At 44.2% G+C, this 15,761-nt stretch carries 14 protein-coding genes and 1 pseudogene; 7 read left to right on the forward strand and 8 right to left on the reverse strand.

The features are described from left to right. Window positions 1–1,063: 1,063 nt before the first annotated feature. Window positions 1,064–1,444, reverse strand: coding sequence for a hypothetical protein (locus L6469_RS04090; protein WP_006282598.1), 381 nt, complete (start codon window positions 1,442–1,444; stop codon window positions 1,064–1,066). A gap of 57 nt (window positions 1,445–1,501) precedes the next feature. Then, a complete protein-coding gene (locus tag L6469_RS04095; RefSeq protein ID WP_039870528.1) occupies window positions 1,502–2,089 on the reverse strand; it encodes a hypothetical protein in 588 nt (195 codons plus the stop codon). 994 nt (window positions 2,090–3,083) lie between these two features. On the opposite strand from L6469_RS04095, the gene L6469_RS04100 reads away from it, so the two are divergent. From L6469_RS04100 to L6469_RS04115, 4 genes and pseudogenes are all read left to right on the forward strand, one after another. Continuing rightward, window positions 3,084–5,078: an McrB family protein gene (locus L6469_RS04100; protein WP_006282599.1), complete on the forward strand. Its 1,995-nt coding sequence runs from the start codon at window positions 3,084–3,086 to the stop codon at window positions 5,076–5,078. Further along, window positions 5,068–6,396 (forward strand): McrC family protein, encoded by a 1,329-nt coding sequence (locus L6469_RS04105; protein ID WP_006282600.1) that lies wholly within the window; start codon window positions 5,068–5,070, stop codon window positions 6,394–6,396. Before L6469_RS04100 ends, L6469_RS04105 begins: the two co-directional genes overlap by 11 nt. Before the next feature lie 140 nt (window positions 6,397–6,536). Then, window positions 6,537–7,099: pseudogene (locus L6469_RS04110) on the forward strand (recombinase family protein). A 76-nt stretch (window positions 7,100–7,175) separates the two neighbouring features. Continuing rightward, window positions 7,176–7,514: a hypothetical protein gene (locus L6469_RS04115; protein WP_039870530.1), complete on the forward strand. Its 339-nt coding sequence runs from the start codon at window positions 7,176–7,178 to the stop codon at window positions 7,512–7,514. 360 nt (window positions 7,515–7,874) lie between these two features. On the opposite strand, the gene L6469_RS04120 is transcribed toward L6469_RS04115, so the two are convergent. From L6469_RS04120 to L6469_RS04130, 4 genes are all read right to left on the reverse strand, one after another. Continuing rightward, entirely contained in the window at window positions 7,875–8,690 is an 816-nt protein-coding gene (locus tag L6469_RS04120) for a hypothetical protein (protein ID WP_006282601.1), read from the reverse strand. A 26-nt stretch (window positions 8,691–8,716) separates the two neighbouring features. Then, window positions 8,717–10,030, reverse strand: a complete 1,314-nt coding sequence (locus tag L6469_RS04125; RefSeq protein WP_143067158.1) for a hypothetical protein — start codon at window positions 10,028–10,030, stop codon at window positions 8,717–8,719. Window positions 10,031–10,090: 60 nt separating this feature from the next. Next, window positions 10,091–10,183 (reverse strand): IS3 family transposase, encoded by a 93-nt coding sequence (locus L6469_RS14780; RefSeq protein WP_074803116.1) that lies wholly within the window; start codon window positions 10,181–10,183, stop codon window positions 10,091–10,093. Between the two features lie 143 nt (window positions 10,184–10,326). After that, the gene (locus tag L6469_RS04130; RefSeq protein ID WP_039870536.1) at window positions 10,327–10,863 is read right to left on the reverse strand and encodes a helix-turn-helix domain-containing protein; all 537 of its coding nucleotides are present in this window, start codon (window positions 10,861–10,863) and stop codon (window positions 10,327–10,329) included. Between the two features lie 582 nt (window positions 10,864–11,445). Between L6469_RS04130 and L6469_RS04135 the strand changes: the two genes are divergently transcribed. The 3 genes from L6469_RS04135 (at window position 11,446) to L6469_RS04145 (ending at window position 13,369) form a co-directional block, all read left to right on the forward strand. Further along, window positions 11,446–11,748, forward strand: coding sequence for an acyl-ACP thioesterase domain-containing protein (locus L6469_RS04135; protein ID WP_039870540.1), 303 nt, complete (start codon window positions 11,446–11,448; stop codon window positions 11,746–11,748). Window positions 11,749–11,890: 142 nt separating this feature from the next. After that, on the forward strand, window positions 11,891–12,478 hold the full coding sequence (locus L6469_RS04140) for a sugar O-acetyltransferase (protein ID WP_006282604.1): 588 nt from the start codon (window positions 11,891–11,893) through the stop codon (window positions 12,476–12,478). 24 nt (window positions 12,479–12,502) lie between these two features. After that, on the forward strand, window positions 12,503–13,369 hold the full coding sequence (locus tag L6469_RS04145) for an MBL fold metallo-hydrolase (RefSeq protein WP_006282605.1): 867 nt from the start codon (window positions 12,503–12,505) through the stop codon (window positions 13,367–13,369). Between the two features lie 242 nt (window positions 13,370–13,611). Here L6469_RS04145 and L6469_RS04150 read toward each other — a convergent pair whose 3' ends face one another. Both L6469_RS04150 and L6469_RS04155 read right to left on the reverse strand, forming a co-directional pair. Then, window positions 13,612–14,649, reverse strand: a complete 1,038-nt coding sequence (locus L6469_RS04150; protein WP_006282606.1) for an ABC transporter permease — start codon at window positions 14,647–14,649, stop codon at window positions 13,612–13,614. Between the two features lie 5 nt (window positions 14,650–14,654). After that, window positions 14,655–15,755 carry an ABC transporter permease gene (locus tag L6469_RS04155; RefSeq protein WP_006282607.1) on the reverse strand — a complete coding sequence of 367 codons (1,101 nt, stop codon included), beginning with the start codon at window positions 15,753–15,755 and terminating at the stop codon, window positions 14,655–14,657. Window positions 15,756–15,761 lie beyond the last annotated feature (6 nt).

Genomic DNA, 15,761 nt, shown 5'->3' on the forward strand with positions numbered 1-15,761 from the left:
CCCCATAATCCCTCATATTAACTTGGTATTCTCGCAAAAATGAGTAATTTTGTATAGCAGTAGATGTCATATCATTGCTGCTATTAAGATATGGATGATTTAACCGCACTCGTTGTCATCTTCGTGGTGGCATTGGTTTTGAAACCTATTTGAAGGGAATCTTCGGATGGTTCGGTGAAAGCGATTACAGACGTGACCGCTGATCTGATTCCTGGTGCTTGAAAAAACGGATACTGGCACAACAGGGAACGAGGTAATTATCTCATCCCTTCTTTCCCTTATTGCTTTTGCAACCTCAAAAGCGACTACTCAAATTCATTTGCTTTCAAAAGATAGAAAGGGCTGGGTAAGCCAAGAACGGGATCACTGCCAGTCTCGAACTATCAGATGAATGGCTTTCACAGAAAGCGTTTCATGTTCGAGTCCTTTGCTGAAGTGTCTTTCTCTGCATAGTCATGCCTTGTGCTGACCATGCAGGGGAAGTTACTTTGGCAAACAGTCATTCCATTCTTGAGCTGGCGTGGGCGTAAGTTTGATAGAAAGAACTCTCAGCATCGCTGCTTGTAAGAAATTGGGCGGGAAAGGATTGCATCTGCCAGAGCAAACATCAAAAGGATGGACTGAATGAACTGCTGGCTGCATCAGTGGCTTGACACCAATCCTGACGGTAGTCCAGACAGTTGGTCCTTGTTTGCTCCTTTTGGCAAGAGGGTCTTCGCTCTCACGTCATGCTCTGCTGACATGAATGCGAAGACTCTCAGTTGTCAAAACAGGCGCAATCCTTGGTGTGGGGCGAAGCATTAAAAGGAGGAGGAAAGTGGACGATCCATAATTTGCCCATGACTATGGTGTAATCATCGGGCGTCCACGTCGCGCGTGCGTAAAAAAAATAAGGAAGTACCCCGCCCTTGTAAACAGGCTACTCTCCTACTCTTTTTGCTGATTACAAGCTCACGAAGTCATAGCTCACGTTGAAATACGAATCAGACAGCTTCGCGACGCTAATGACCATCGTGTGGTCAGCATTCGTGAACATATACAGCCCTTCTGATGATACAGGAACCTATGTATAGCTATTATGCAGTCTCTCCAGAACCGCATTCATCATGGTAGAAGGCTCCGTATCTATCACAGAGTACAAGCCACCATCTACTGGAGAGAAACTATAAAGGATGCCTTCAGACGTTCCTGGCTTGGAATATACCAGTTGGATGTTGGCCTTGGTTGCATTCTCTGTCAATGAGAGTCCAGGTATAGCTGATACCATGTAGCTCTTAACATCAACGACAGAGGCTCCATTAACGTGGAATGGCTCCGTCCATACTGTAACTGGAGTTTCATTATTCTCAACCAGTTCCTGCAGATCTTCGTTGCTGCAGGAACTCATAGCGATAGTACTTGCCATCAAAAGAGAAATAATGGCGATTGGAATTATACGTTTCATATTGATTGTGTTTATGTGAAGGCAAAAGCTATGACAACAAATGCCCTCACTTGTGAATTATTCAAATGTAAACTTACGGATGTAGAAGTAAACCTCAGTGTCCTCGTATTCGTACTCATTAATGAAGTCCATCATCTGCTCATTAGTACGCTCTCCCTGTTCCATACCGGTTTTGCTGCACCATTCCTTGATGGCATTTTCTACGGTAGAATAGACATCTTCACAGGCTTCGTCGAATGGTGCTCCATAACTGCTGACGGCACACTCTTCAGGGAAGAAGTCGCCTTCATCATGCACATAATAGACCTCACAGCCACATTCACAGACTCTGTATGAGATAGAGAGTTCATCCCATAGCAGATGGTTAATCTCCTCGAATAACTCGTTGCAAGCATCCCATGCTGTTTCTGTTTCAAAGGATAGCAGATAGTAGTCATTGGCTGGGTCTTCCTCATACTCTGCCCAATAGATGTGACCACGAACACTGATTTGCTTTGTCTCGTAGTCGATGCCATAATGCTCTGCCAACTGGTAAAGCCAGATGTTCTTACTGTTCACCTCCATCTTTTGGAGTATGCTCCACAGGTCGTTCACTGCTTTGCGTGAGCCTGTCACCTTGTAGGTGGTTGTTGCTTGATTTGCCATAATCTCGATGTTTTTTTATTTCCCTACTGTAGATTTCTCTACTTTCGGGAGTGATTAGAAATTATGTTGCTTCACAAGGTGTTGTGACCATCAGCACAAGGTTATGGCTCCAAATACAACCCGTATGGTGTGGAGATTTAGAGTCATACCATTGGATCACCTTGGGTAGATGAAGGAACAACAGTTACCTTTGCAACCTAAATTCATCAACTCACGAAAGCAGAAACGGCAGACCTTGTATATATACGCATACGCGCACGAAGGTTTCTGAGGATATAATTATCTTTTGCCGTCCAAAAGAGAGAGAAGGGGAACTCGGTTTACTTGGACAAGCAACGGTTTAGTTTATCCCCATATTAAATATCCATAACCTAAACTAAACCTTTTATCTTCCGGCTACGAAACCAGCATTACTTTATAAGGGACAAACTCGAATACGACGGAAGGCTGACGAGGGACAAATCACTACTCGAATTTGTCCCCCAGGGACAAAAACGTATTCGTCTTATATGGAGCAATAAAAGGTCACCAATTGCGTTACTATAAAAAGGGTTATAAATGACAATGAGCATCACTAAAGAACGCAACAGATTCATTCGCTGCTCGCTTCTCAGCGATTGCAAGAATGTGCAAAATTCTGCGTTAAAAAGTGTAAACGTGCAAAGAACTGGAAAATCGATTTTGCAGATGTTTGCATTTTCATTTTTTGACGGCAGTCATATTTGCAGATTTTTGCCTATTTTACGTCCCCCCACCGTCCCTCGGAGTCACTTTAGGCACCCTAAAACAAAGGCGTTTGCACTGATTATCAGCCACTTATATTTACAGATAGTAACTTCTGCGTCGGAAAGTAGATTCTGCGTGGGAAAGGTTTATCTTACAACAATCCAGGCGAGCGAAAGATGTACGATCTATCCACAATCACCTACGATACAGAAATAGACATATGTAGGAACCAGGATATAAAATTTGATGTAACAATAGAAGATACGAAATGAATTTAAAAGATATAGTCACATTATTCAAGAATCACCAAATCCAATATGGACTAAATGGCGATTCTAACTTAGAAGAATTATATAAATGGGAATTGGTGTCCAAACAAAATGGACACCCAGACCCTAATGCTGTAGATTTTTCTAAAGAGATTAAGTCTCTTGTACTAAAAAATCTATGCTATAGCTCGCAGATTACCGCAATTAGAAGTTTTGCGAAATATGAGCCAGAAGAGTACCGTAAACTCTTTAAAGCACTATTTGACGAAAATATCCTTTTACAGGAAAGAATTGAAAAATTCACAAATAGTTGTAAAACATTATGGGATGATAAGATTAAAGCAAGGTTCAGTAAAATGACAAGAGCAATGTGCGATGAACGCCTGATAAGCTGTTTCTTGACATTACATAATCCTCAGAAATATACTTTTTATAAAGATGACGTCTATAAGAATTTATGTGAGCTTCTAGAGATTAAGTCACAAAAGACAGGCCATAAACTTGTTCATTTTTACGAGTTACTGAAACAATATGTTATTCCAGAGATTGAGAAAGAGGAGGAATTGATTTTCTCAATCAATAATGAATTAAAGAAAAATGGATGTATTCAAAGTATGCCACTTACTGCTCAAACGGTATTGTGGTATCATAGAGAATTATTAAAAAACACAGGTACAGACAATAAAGTCATTGAAAGTAAACTTGTTGATACAAAAATAGACAACGATCAAAAATATATTGACTTGCTTAAAGAGAGCAAGAACTTAGTTCTGACTGGTGCTCCTGGTACCGGTAAGACCTTTATGGCTCAGACCATAGCAAGAGAAATGGGATGCGGTAAGAACGAAATGTGCTTTGTGCAGTTTCATCCTTCTTATGACTATACAGATTTTGTAGAAGGGCTCCGACCTATTATGATGTCTGATGGACAGATGGGATTTGAGCGTAAAGATGGCATTTTTAAAGAGTTTTGCAAAAAAGCTATCAAGAATTTGGAGGACAGCAAAAAAACTCTCACTGAGTTATCGGAAGAAAAATCACTGAATGATAAATATAATACAGTTATTGATAAAATTAATAATGGTGATTTGAATGAATTTAAGCTCAAAACAAACGGAAAATCCATGGAGGTGGTTAAGGTTACAGACTTTAATAACATAGAACTGAAAACTTCTGGAACTAGTAGTAATCGTACTTATACCGTTTCTTTTGACAGATTGGCAAAACTTGCAAAAGTATTTACTACAACAGAGTCTTTGAACAATATTTCAAACATTAGCGATGCTGTAAGGGATGCTATCGGAGGTTGTCATGCTTCAGCTTACTGGGCTGTACTTAAAGAAGTGTACAAACAAAAGAACATTTCAACATTAACAGCAAGTAACGTAGTCAAAAAAGATTTTGTTTTCATCATTGATGAAATCAATCGTGGAGAGGCTTCAAAAATATTTGGTGAATTATTCTATGCCATTGACCCTGGTTATAGAGGCAAGAACGATATTCGAGTAAAGACTCAATATCAGAACCTTGTCCCTGAAACAGATGTATTTGCAGAAGGATTTTATATTCCGGAAAACGTATTCATTCTTGGTACAATGAATGATATAGACCGTAGTATCGAGAGCATGGACTTTGCTATGCGTCGCAGATTCACATGGAAGGAAATAAAGCCTGAAGACACACAATCTATGCTCGACACACTCGAATGTGCTACTAAGGCAAAGAGTGTAATGGCAAGATTGAATAATGAGATATCCAAGATTGAAGGGCTTGGCCCAGCCTATCAAGTTGGACCATCATACTTCTTGAAGTTGGGTGATAATGGTGGAAACTTTGAAAAGTTATGGGATATGAATATCGAACCACTGCTTAGAGAATATAGCCGTGGTTTCCGCAAATCAGACGAAATCATGGAAAAGTTGAGAAGTGCTTACTTCGATACCAAAGAAAGCAACTCAAAAATTAATGATAACGAATTGGTTGATGAGAATTAACTTAACAGACAACAATATTGGACAGGTGAAAGCTGGGACATTTCTTCGTAAAGATGTCTCAGCTTTATTCCCTATTGCCGACAAGACAATAGCTCAATTATGTCATGAAAATGAGAATCTGCTAATATTCCCCTATAGTATAGAGGATTCTGACGACAAAGTCGGTGAAGCTTCTGTTATGACCATTCTAAATACAAGTGACCCTGAAAAGGTACGTATTACCACAGGAAATGTGATGGGGTTTATCGGTGTAGGAAACCTGCAGATAAAAATTAAATCCCGTTTTGACGAAGGACGTGATGATTATCTCTTACATTACATGCTTCAAAAAGTCTTTTCATTCAATCTCTTTGACCTTAATCATAATAACGAAAAAGAGGATGTATTTGACTTTATTATGTTTATGTTCCCTCACTTGCTAAGGAACGCAATGCGCCAGGGCATATACAGAGAGTATCATAACTTCAAACATAACGACTCAAAATTAAAAGGTACTATTGACTGTGGACGCCATATTGCCCAAAACATTCCGTTTGCAGGAAATGTAGCATACTCCACTCGTGAATATACCTATGACAATGACATGACAGAGTTAATCCGTCATACAATTGAGTTTATGAAGTCAAAGAGATATGGTCAATCCGTATTAGGTTTAGATCAGGAAACTATAGACAATGTAAAATCCATAATTTCACTAACTCCTTCATATAACAAAAATGAGCGTGGTGCAATTATTGGTAAGAACCTTAGACATAAGAGTCATCCTTACTATACGGAATACCAGCCCCTGCAATGCCTTTGCTTACAAATTCTAAGAATGGAAGAAGTAAAGTACGGAGAAACTGATGAGGAAATTTGTGGTATTCTGTTTGATGGAGCCTGGCTTTGGGAAGAGTATCTGAATACCATTCTACAAAAAGAGGGCTTCAAGCATCCTGAAAACAAGAAACATAAAGATGGCATCTATTTGTTTGAAGATCATAGTGGAATCCGTTATCCAGATTTCTATAAAGAAGATATTGTTCTCGATGCAAAATACAAGAAGCTTGAAAGTTATGAAAAAGTTTCAAAAGTTAATCGCAATGACCTTCATCAGTTAATTACATACATCAATAACTTACAGGCCTCAAAAGGAGTTTTTATAGCTCCTTTGACTGAAAGACTGCAGAAAATTCCAAAATCACGATTGAAAAACTCATCTGCATCACTATATATATTAGGTGTTGAGATTTGTCATACCTCCACTTCTTATGCAGACTTCTGTGAAAAGATGAAAGCAAAAGAAGCATTCTTTGTAGATACATTAAGACAATTATAATTGGTCAAATAACATATTAAAGCAGGAAGAAACAGTTCTTTCTGCTTTTTTCTATCACTTTTGCATATTCTTTTGATTGTGCAGATAGACTGCACAATCAATTCATACCTTTGCATCAGAAGTTAAACATTAATAGAAGGATGAACGAGTTCGGTTGTGTAAGAATCATCGAGGAAAGTGATGATAACGAACGCCACAGACCGCTGTGGAAACAACTCATGGCAGCATTGCAAAGAGGCGATGAACTGGTGATTCCGAAATTTTCCAACGCCTTGCGTGGCAGTCGTGAACTGGCAATATTCCTGGAATTCTGCCGGGTCAAGGTCATTCGCATCATCAGCATCCACGACCGGATTGACTCCAGCAACATCCTGTTTCCGGAAACCAAGCCATCAGACGTATTGGTAAGATGGGTTCCCTGCCCGACGAAGTACTTGCTCTCAGGAAATCTGCAGAGCATGTAATCAAGCTGCAGGAGAAGATGATTGTATCTCTGCCTCCTGTTTCTGCCAGCAAGATGCAGAAGCTCGATAGAGAGAAGACTGTTGTGAACCTCTATGTTGCAGGACATCCGATAGATGAAATCTGGAGAGCCAGCGGATTTAGAAGTAGAAGTTCCGTTTTCCGCATTCTCAACAAGCACGGAATCAAGCTCAACAGAGGCAATCACTCCGGACCTATCAAGAAAAGAGACACAAAGTAAACAAGTCAAGACATTGAAGATTAGAGCATGAAAAATTAAAACATCTTTTTTTGGTAAAAGATCAAAGCATATAATTATGGAAGAAGCATTAAGACTCTCAAATCGGCTTTTTCAATGTAGGCTTAAATATTATAAAGAAGGAATACTCTTATCAAAGCATGTTGATGAGATAACCTCAAGACATTTGTCAATGAGACCATTTCATCTGAATGTTATTGAAGCCGCTTGTCGAGGTCGTTTCAAGGAAACAGGACATAGTCTTGTTCTTGCAAATCTACTGAAGCATCCAATAATCAAATATTCTTTCATTGAAATATTCTTAAATATTCAGCATGAATATATGGTTGTGACAGCAGAAAAAGACAAGGTTGATGTTGCATTAAAGGGAAAAGACATATTCATTAATATTGTTTAGTTTACTCCACTTATATATAAAGCGGAGTAAACTAAAGCAATAATATAGAAAAACGTATATTTTTCAACCTTACATTTGACCATTTCCTTTTTACCTTGGCATATACTTACTATAGTCTTCTTTTGGTTGGTTAGAAGATGGCGTTTGTACATTCTTTTTGGCCAATTCATCAAGAATACCCCTTAATAAAGCATTATTCTCTTGTAATTCAGACTCTATCGAGTATATTTTGAAATACCATAAAACCAATGGACGTAATATAAGATAGATACCTCCACCTACAATGACAATTAATGCTACTACGGCTAATCCGACAGGGCCTTGAACATATCCATAACGCTTCTCAACTTTTTTATTTTGTTATTCCACTTTCTTCAAGTGCGCGGTGATGGTGTAAGTGGAGCCGTCGGCGCGTCGGTGGAAGGCCTTATTGACCATCTCGCTGCCCGTGCAGGAGACGATTTCCCAGTTCTCGTGCCGCCCTTCCTGTCCCGACTTTTGCCAGCGGAAGCAGAACAGGGGGCCGTCGGCGAAGTATTCGTTGTAGGTTGTCTCCTCCTCCACCCACTGGCCGTCGATGAGGTCGTAGAAACTGGCAGTGCCGTCGTTGCGGTACAGTTCGCGGTAAGGCACAGAAGATTCATACTCGGGATTGTCGCTGGTGAAGGTGATCTCCCAGAGGCCCACAACGGCCTCAGTGTAGTCGGCCTCGGCACGGGTGAAGCGCTCCTGGCGCGGGCCGTAGGTGGCTGTCACCTGTCCGTCCTTCGAGAGCGTGGTCTTAGCGGTGAAGCGCAGGTCGTCGCCGCTGACGGTGACAGCGGTCAGTTCTACCACCGACTGCTGTCCGTCGGCCAGGCGCGATGTCATTGTGATGGTGTTGCCGCTGATGGTCACGTCGGTCTCCTGCCTGTAGGCCCACACGCCGCTCTCCGTCTTCGACATGCTGTAGAAGCCCTTCAGCGCGGAGCCGCCATCCTTCGTGAAGGTATAGACCGACTTCATGTCAGTCGTGACCGCTTCCCCGTCGGTGTCGGCATGAATCCACTTGCCGACAATCTTTTCGGCGAGGCTGTTATCAACTACCGGATTGTCATCGTTATTACTGCACGATGTGAATGCACTTGCGCCGCAAATGAAGAAGGCGGCGAGCACCCAATTCATCATCTTTCTCATGAATGTTTTTGTTTAAATGCTTATACTTACTTATTGTCTTTACGGGGAACGCTGCCTAAGGGGAACGAGTCGAAGTCGTGATGTCCGCGGTCGGTGTAGGCCGTGCCGGGGAAGAGGGCGGCGAGTTCCTGGTGGATGACGTTGGCCAGGCGGTCGCTCTCAAACGACTGCACGAGCCTCATGCGGAGGATGCCCTTATACTCGCAGGCTATGATCCATAGCGGATAGGAATAGGAGCCGGCACTGACACCCACGGCCTGCACCTGCCGGGCGATGGCATCGCCGCACCTTGCTTCGCCTTGATAGTCGGAGAAACTGAGATGCCCTGCGTAGGATATGCCGTAGGTGCAGAAGGCGGAGTCTTTCTGCCTGCCGCTCTTGACGACCATAGACGACACCTTTGTCACGGGCAGCGGCGCGGCGAATATCTGGTCGAAGTCTGCCCGCAACTGGGCCACTGTGGCGTAGAGGTTCTCCGGACGGGTCTGCACCATCATCTCCTCGCGCAGCCGCCTGGCCCTCTCGCCTGCCGACAGGCGGTCGGTCTCTGCCGTATAGGGGAGCGAGAAGGGAATGGCGCCATTGCCGCTGGTCTCGAAACGGAACACTGGGCGCAGGTCCTTGGGCGTGTAGCACACTATCTCCTTCTGCCCCACGTCGTAGCGCTGGCGGATGGCCCGGCCTATGACGGCATTCAAGGCCGGCACCACCGAACTGCCGCTCTCGCGGGCGAAGGCCAGCAGCGGGGCCAGTGGCACGTCGATGTCAATGATGTGCTGCCGCGTGGTCCTCGTGCTGAACAGCCTTTCGGGCAGATGGAAGATGTCGTGCTCCTGGGGGACGAACTTACCCTCAGGCGCTCCCGGTGTGCCTCCCCCGAGGATGTGCTCGTGGCAGGGGAAGGTGTCCATGCTGTCGGCAGCAGGCAGACTGTCGCCGCCCACCTGACAATAGAACCTCAGCACGGTCCCGAGGAAGCCGCAGATGGACCGCATGTCGGCCAGTCCGTGGAACACATGGAGCGTGAAGCGACGCTCGCTGTAACTGACATAGAGCATCAGGCCCCCGGTCTCCTTAGTGCCAAGGTGCCGGGGCAGTCCGTCGGCTTCACTTACCACTGCGACCTGCTCCGCCTCGGAGTCCTCCACGAGGAACCGGCGGTCCACGATGACGGGGCGTGCCCTAAAGTTGCGGTATACCCTCAGGGCGCTCACCACCGCCGCCCGCAGTTCATCTGGCCGCACGCTCTGCGTCAGTTCACATTCAGCCTCTATCACCGTGGCCCGCCTGCCGGAGCGGAGCCAGTAGAATGTCTCATCAAAAAAATACAGTTCTTTCATATCTTCTCTTATATCATCACACGGGGACTTTTACTGAAGTGAACCCCAAAGTTTGGACAGTTAAACAATCGAAGCTGTAAGCATCTTCCTGTATTGTATGGGCGACATGCCATTAAGCCTCAGTTTTATTCTCTCGTTATTATAGTATATAATCTATCAGGTCTTTGATGAAGGTGTCTGCTGATGTGTACTTCCCAGAATACAGCAGTTCCGATTTCATAAGACCAAAGAGAATGTACTACGCGCCATCTTCTTGAGCTCCAGCAGGACAGCTAAATCTGCATGCTCATTACGCCTTAGTTCTTCGATGGCCCATTCCCAATCGCTCTGTTTCGAGCTTCTCTTTCCTCGACTAAGGCTCTCACTTTTTTTAGCAGGAGATTCTCTAGTCTTAAGCGTTCGTTCTCCTTGCGAAGACGCTCATTCTCCTTTTCGTACTCTTCTTTAGGTAGCCGTTTAACCATATGCTCACCTGTTTGGAAATACCTGGATCGCCGAGATTCCAGTGCTTCAAATCCATTTTGCTCAACCAATTTAACCCAATTGCCAATTAACGAGCTTGACAATTGATATTTGGCTGAAAGCTGGAACAAAGTTAATTCACTTTCCTGATATTCACGAACTATTTTACATTTATCTTCATATGAGAGCCCCTTTTTCTTCTTCCGCTTGAATTTTAGACCTTCAATGCCAAGGAGTTTGTAACTTTCTATCCACTCATATAGAGTATGATGACCTAAGTGGAGTTTACGAGACACTGAACGGGCAGATTCGCCTTGGAATACCAACCCAATTGCGGATATCTTTTCTTCTAAACTAAATTCTTTTTTCATTTGAACCTTTCAGTTTTGTCCAACTTTCTGGGTTCACTTCAGTTTTGTCCCCCATCTGTCCCCCGAAGTAACACTTTTTCTTCGAGGGACAAAAAATTTCATCATAGTTGATTCGCACTATTTTATGAACCATAAAAAACTTCTTAACGTTGCTTTAAGAGTTGGCAAGGGAAGTATGGGAATGCAAGGATTTACCGAATTATTTCACCCTTGGGCCAGGAAAAGTTTTTATTGGATGCCCTGTAGACGGCAAAAAGTTTTTGAAAAAATTCAGGGAATAAGGCACCTGGTACTTGCAGAATACGGCTTGCACTAACTTTGCGACGGAAAAAGTAAGTGTGACTCGCTTCGCCCGGAAAAGTCATCAATGAGGAAGTCGGAATAAGAATATTTTCGTTAAGCCAAATGACCAAAGTCAAACTTGTTTGTGCTTTGGCATGGTTTCATTCGTAGCCAAAACGCAGCGTCCTCTGGCAAAAACGCCGTTTTGCTTTCAGAAATGCAAAAAAAATGATTACCTTTGCCCCCAGATATACATCATCCAAAAACAAGTAAATTCCAATTTATCTGCATATAATCTATATGTACAGCTTAAAATATAAGGTAACGACAAGCACCTGCGACAGCGAAGGAAAGCTGAAACTCTACTCCGCTCTCCAGATGATGCAGGACTGCTCAGAGATGTGGATTGACAGCGAGCCGGAGGTCAAGGACTACTTCTTGCAGCAAAATATGGCGCAGCTCTTGGCAACACGACAGGTTGAGATTATCCGTGTGCCTGACTACAAAGAAGAGTTGACGGTGACAACCTCCGTCTATGGCATGAAGCCCATGTTCGGATTCCGCAATAGTGAAGTGAGTGCTATCATTGAGTTCAATAAATGACACAGTAATTCGATTATGAAGATAATAAACATCATGAGATAACCGAATGTGCCTGGAAAGCCCACGACGGTCAGCAACCGGATGAATAGAATCAAAAAACGTTTATAACCTATAATAAAGAATACAACAAATAGTTAATTTAATGAATATGACAGAATGGGATAAGATGCAGGAGCATCAGATATACAATGATTTTGATGCAGATTTGTTCGACCTGAGAGTTAAAGCAAAAAAGTTGTTTAAAGAGTTTAACCGTACCGAGGACGAAGAAACCGAACGTCGTCAGGACATCATGCGAAGGCTCTTCAAAAAAATAGGTGAACGAGTTTGGATAGAGCCGAACTTTACATGTGAGTTTGGCAAGAACATCACCATCGGGAGTGATGTATATATCAATTTCGGATGCACACTCTTGGATTGCGGTCAGATAACGATAGGTAATAACACGTTGCTGGGACCTAACGTAAGTATGTATTCTGCCAACCATTCACTCGATTCCGCAGAGCGTATAGCAGGCGCCTTGATTCCCGAACCTATTACCGTAGGCAACCGAGTTTGGATAGGCGGTGGTAGCACTATTCTTAGTGGCGTTACCATAGGTGACGATAGTGTCATCGGCGCTGGAAGCGTCGTATCACATGATATCCCGTCAGGAGTACTGGCAGCAGGTAATCCCTGTCGTGTCATAAGAGAAATTACAGATAAGGACAAAGTCGGTTTTATTGTTTAGTATAAACAGAATTTCGTTCAGCAAATGAAGTGGACTGTATTATCAGATAATCGAAGCAGCGATAGCCGTCTATCCACAGAGCATGGGCTTTCTATCCTGTTGGAAACAGAGCGGCACAAGATTTTGCTTGATACTGGAGCAAGTGATGTGTTTATCCAAAATGCAGAGTTGCTGGGTGTAAATCTTAGTGATGTGGATTATGTTTTCATTTCTCACGGACATAGTGATCATGCAGGAGGCTTACGATATTTCTTGGAGCATAATCGACAGGCTCAAGTCATTGTCTCACCTGATGCTATGAGCGGAATGTTCTTTTCCAAACGAGGTAATCTGCATAGCATTACCACGGAGTGGCCGGAGATAGACGAAAACAGACTTATCTTGATAGACCAAACCTGTGAGATAGAAGAAGATATCCATGTGATTGCCCATATCCCTCAGAATCATCCAATGCCCAAGGGGAATCAAAACCTCTATGTGCAGGATGTCAATGGAGATTATATTCACGACGATTTTCGTCATGAGTTGGCCTTGTATGTCGATGGTCTGCTATTTACAGGCTGCGCTCATAGTGGACTGGAGAATATTCTTGCTGCTTGCCCTTATCCTGTAAATTTTGTAGTAGGTGGTTTTCACTTACTCGATGGTCAGGAACTTCCGGAGCAACGAGAGCCGTCAAGCTCGATTGAACGGCCGAGTCGTGACGGAAGTCGACAAAGTCAATCGGAAGAAGAACTACAGGAACTGGCAGAAAGACTGAAAGAACAATATCCAACGACACGGTTCTATACAAGCCATTGCACAGGTGATAATGTATTTGAGGTAATGAAGGGCGTGATGGGCAAACAGCTTCAGCCATTTTTTGCAGGTACAATAAACGAAGCTAGATGAATAATTCAGCCGCCAGGACATTAACAGAACTATGCCAAGATGTCTTCGAAGAAAATGATTGAGGCTATCGTTAAGATGGAATAATAACAATTCTAAAAAAATAAATTCGGCGGTAATTTTAGTTTACTGCCGAATTTATAATTCTCAAATATAGAACACACTAACGATCTGTGGATATTCACACATGTCAAAACATCAACATATTAAATAAACTATTGTCACAAAGATCTGCAGCATCAACCTTATGAATTCTTTTTATAGCTCTGCACCGCCCAACATCCCATCAGTGTGCTGATGCCCGCAAGGGCTAAGACCTGGTGGGCAGTTTCGTGCAGGCCTCCACCACGAATAAAGACGGTGCGGATTGCATCAATGAAGTAGTGCATGGGGTTGATATAGGTGGTAAGATACGCCCACTGGGGCATGGATCGCGTAGGGGTGAAAAGTCCCGACAGCAACATGATGCTCACCACAAAGAACCACATCACGAACATGGCCTGCTGCATGGTGTCGGAGTAGTTGGACACGATGAGTCCGAAAGAAGAGAAGAATAGCGCCAGCAGCATGGCAAGCACGTAGATGAGCCACACGGGACCAGCTGGGGTGATGCCATAGACGAGCCACACCAGTAGCAAGCACACGGTGATGACAAACAGCGCGATGAGCCAGTAAGGGATGAGTTTGGCGAGGATGAACGACCACTTGGAGACGGGTGTGACGTTGATCTGTTCGATGGTGCCAGCCTCTTTCTCGCCGACGATATTAAGTGTGGGCAGGAAGCCCGTCATCAGCATCATCACAATGGCAAAAAGGGCGGGAATCATGAAGAGTTTGTAGTTCTGAAACTTATTGTAGAGGGTAAGCACGGAAGCAGCTGAGAACGTTGAGTCTGGCGCACGGACTATCTGCGATAGATAGGCCGAGCCCATCGACCCCTTGGTGCCGTTGACGGCATTGGCAGCGATGAGATACTTGCCATTACGAATCTCGAGAATAACATCGGCCCTACCCTTTTCGATATCTTTCATGGCCTCAGCATAGGTATTTTTCTGTCCACCGAAAATAAAGTAGTTGGAGGCAGCAATCTGCTGTACTAATCGCTGTGACTCCACAGTGCGGTCTATGTCAACCACGTCTACCACGATATTCTTCACTTCCATCTGCATCACCCACGGCATCACGCACATGATCACGATAGGGAACATGATAATGAGTTTGGGCAGAAACGCATCACGACGTATCTGCAGGAACTCCTTTTGTATGAGATATTTAAGTGTCATATCAGTTACTCCAATCTTACATTAAACTTCTTCAGCGCAATGGCGAGCAGCACCACCGTCATACCTGCCAGTACAGCCACCTCGTGAACCACTTCGCCAATGCCCACGCCCATAATCATCAGCTTGCGCATGGCCTCGATATAATAGCGAGGCGGCACGATAGCTGATATCCATTGCAGAATCGTTGGCATCGACTCTACCGGAAACAGCATGCCCGACAGCATCACCACAGGCATCAACAGTACCATAGCCGACAGCAACAGTGCCACGAGTTGTGTCTGTGCCACGTTGGAAATGAGCAGTCCTAACGAGAGCGCTAGCAGGATATAGAGGGTGCTCACAGCCAGAATCCAGAACAGCGAACCAGCCAGCGGTACACCCAACACGAAACGTGCCATCAACAAGATGGTGATAAGGATGCCGAAGGCCAGTACTAGATAAGGCACTGCCTTAGCGATAATCACCATTAAGGGGCGTACAGGTGACACCAACAGCACCTCCATCGTACCTTTCTCTTTCTCACGAACAATCGAAATCGAGGTCATCATGGCACAGATGAGCATCAACAACATGCCCATGATGGCAGGCACGAAGTTATAGGCAGAACGCATCTGGGGATTATAGAGGAGCCTCACCCCCAGCCCCTCTCCAAAGGGCGATGGGAGTGAATAGTGTTTGCCGTCAATTGGCTGAGACAGTATGCTTTGGGCGTATGTGGTCCATTGCTGAGCCATATTGGGGTCGCTACCGTCAACCATGATTTGCCACTGAAGGTTACTACTCCCCTCGCCCTTTGGAGAGGGGCTGGGGGTGAGGCTCATATCAGCCTTCTGACTGCGGATGAGCCGTTCGGCCTCCTGTGGGGTGTTCACCGTCTGCGTGATAATGAAGTATTCCGATTGTGCCAGTCGTTCTACGGCCTGCTGCGTACGGGGCGACATCTCTGACGTGACCACCACCGTGCGCACATTCTTCACATCAGTGGTGATGGCAAAGCCGAAGAGCAGCATCATCACCACAGGCATGCCGAAGAGTATCAGCATCGTACGCTTATCGCGCAGAATATGCTTGGTTTCCTTGATTACAAATGCTATAAACTGTTTCATTTCTCT

The sequence above is a fragment of the Segatella baroniae B14 genome (assembly GCF_022024235.1).
In the GTDB taxonomy this organism is placed as follows: Bacteria; Bacteroidota; Bacteroidia; order Bacteroidales; family Bacteroidaceae; genus Prevotella; species Prevotella bryantii.

Excerpts from the sequence above, each read along its gene's own strand:
- L6469_RS04125 (WP_143067158.1), bottom strand. The coding sequence starts at position 10,030 with ATGAAAGAACTGTATTTTTTTGATGAGACATTCTACTGGCTCCGCTCC.
- L6469_RS04120 (WP_006282601.1), bottom strand. The coding sequence starts at position 8,690 with ATGAGAAAGATGATGAATTGGGTGCTCGCCGCCTTCTTCATTTGCGGC.
- L6469_RS04130 (WP_039870536.1), bottom strand. The coding sequence starts at position 10,863 with ATGAAAAAAGAATTTAGTTTAGAAGAAAAGATATCCGCAATTGGGTTG.
- L6469_RS04135 (WP_039870540.1), top strand. The coding sequence starts at position 11,446 with ATGTACAGCTTAAAATATAAGGTAACGACAAGCACCTGCGACAGCGAA.
- L6469_RS04105 (WP_006282600.1), top strand. The coding sequence starts at position 5,068 with ATGAGAATTAACTTAACAGACAACAATATTGGACAGGTGAAAGCTGGG.
- L6469_RS04150 (WP_006282606.1), bottom strand. The coding sequence starts at position 14,649 with ATGACACTTAAATATCTCATACAAAAGGAGTTCCTGCAGATACGTCGT.
- L6469_RS04140 (WP_006282604.1), top strand. The coding sequence starts at position 11,891 with ATGAATATGACAGAATGGGATAAGATGCAGGAGCATCAGATATACAAT.
- L6469_RS04155 (WP_006282607.1), bottom strand. The coding sequence starts at position 15,755 with ATGAAACAGTTTATAGCATTTGTAATCAAGGAAACCAAGCATATTCTG.
- L6469_RS04100 (WP_006282599.1), top strand. The coding sequence starts at position 3,084 with ATGAATTTAAAAGATATAGTCACATTATTCAAGAATCACCAAATCCAA.
- L6469_RS04090 (WP_006282598.1), bottom strand. The coding sequence starts at position 1,444 with ATGAAACGTATAATTCCAATCGCCATTATTTCTCTTTTGATGGCAAGT.
- L6469_RS04095 (WP_039870528.1), bottom strand. The coding sequence starts at position 2,089 with ATGGCAAATCAAGCAACAACCACCTACAAGGTGACAGGCTCACGCAAA.
- L6469_RS04115 (WP_039870530.1), top strand. The coding sequence starts at position 7,176 with ATGGAAGAAGCATTAAGACTCTCAAATCGGCTTTTTCAATGTAGGCTT.
- L6469_RS04145 (WP_006282605.1), top strand. The coding sequence starts at position 12,503 with ATGAAGTGGACTGTATTATCAGATAATCGAAGCAGCGATAGCCGTCTA.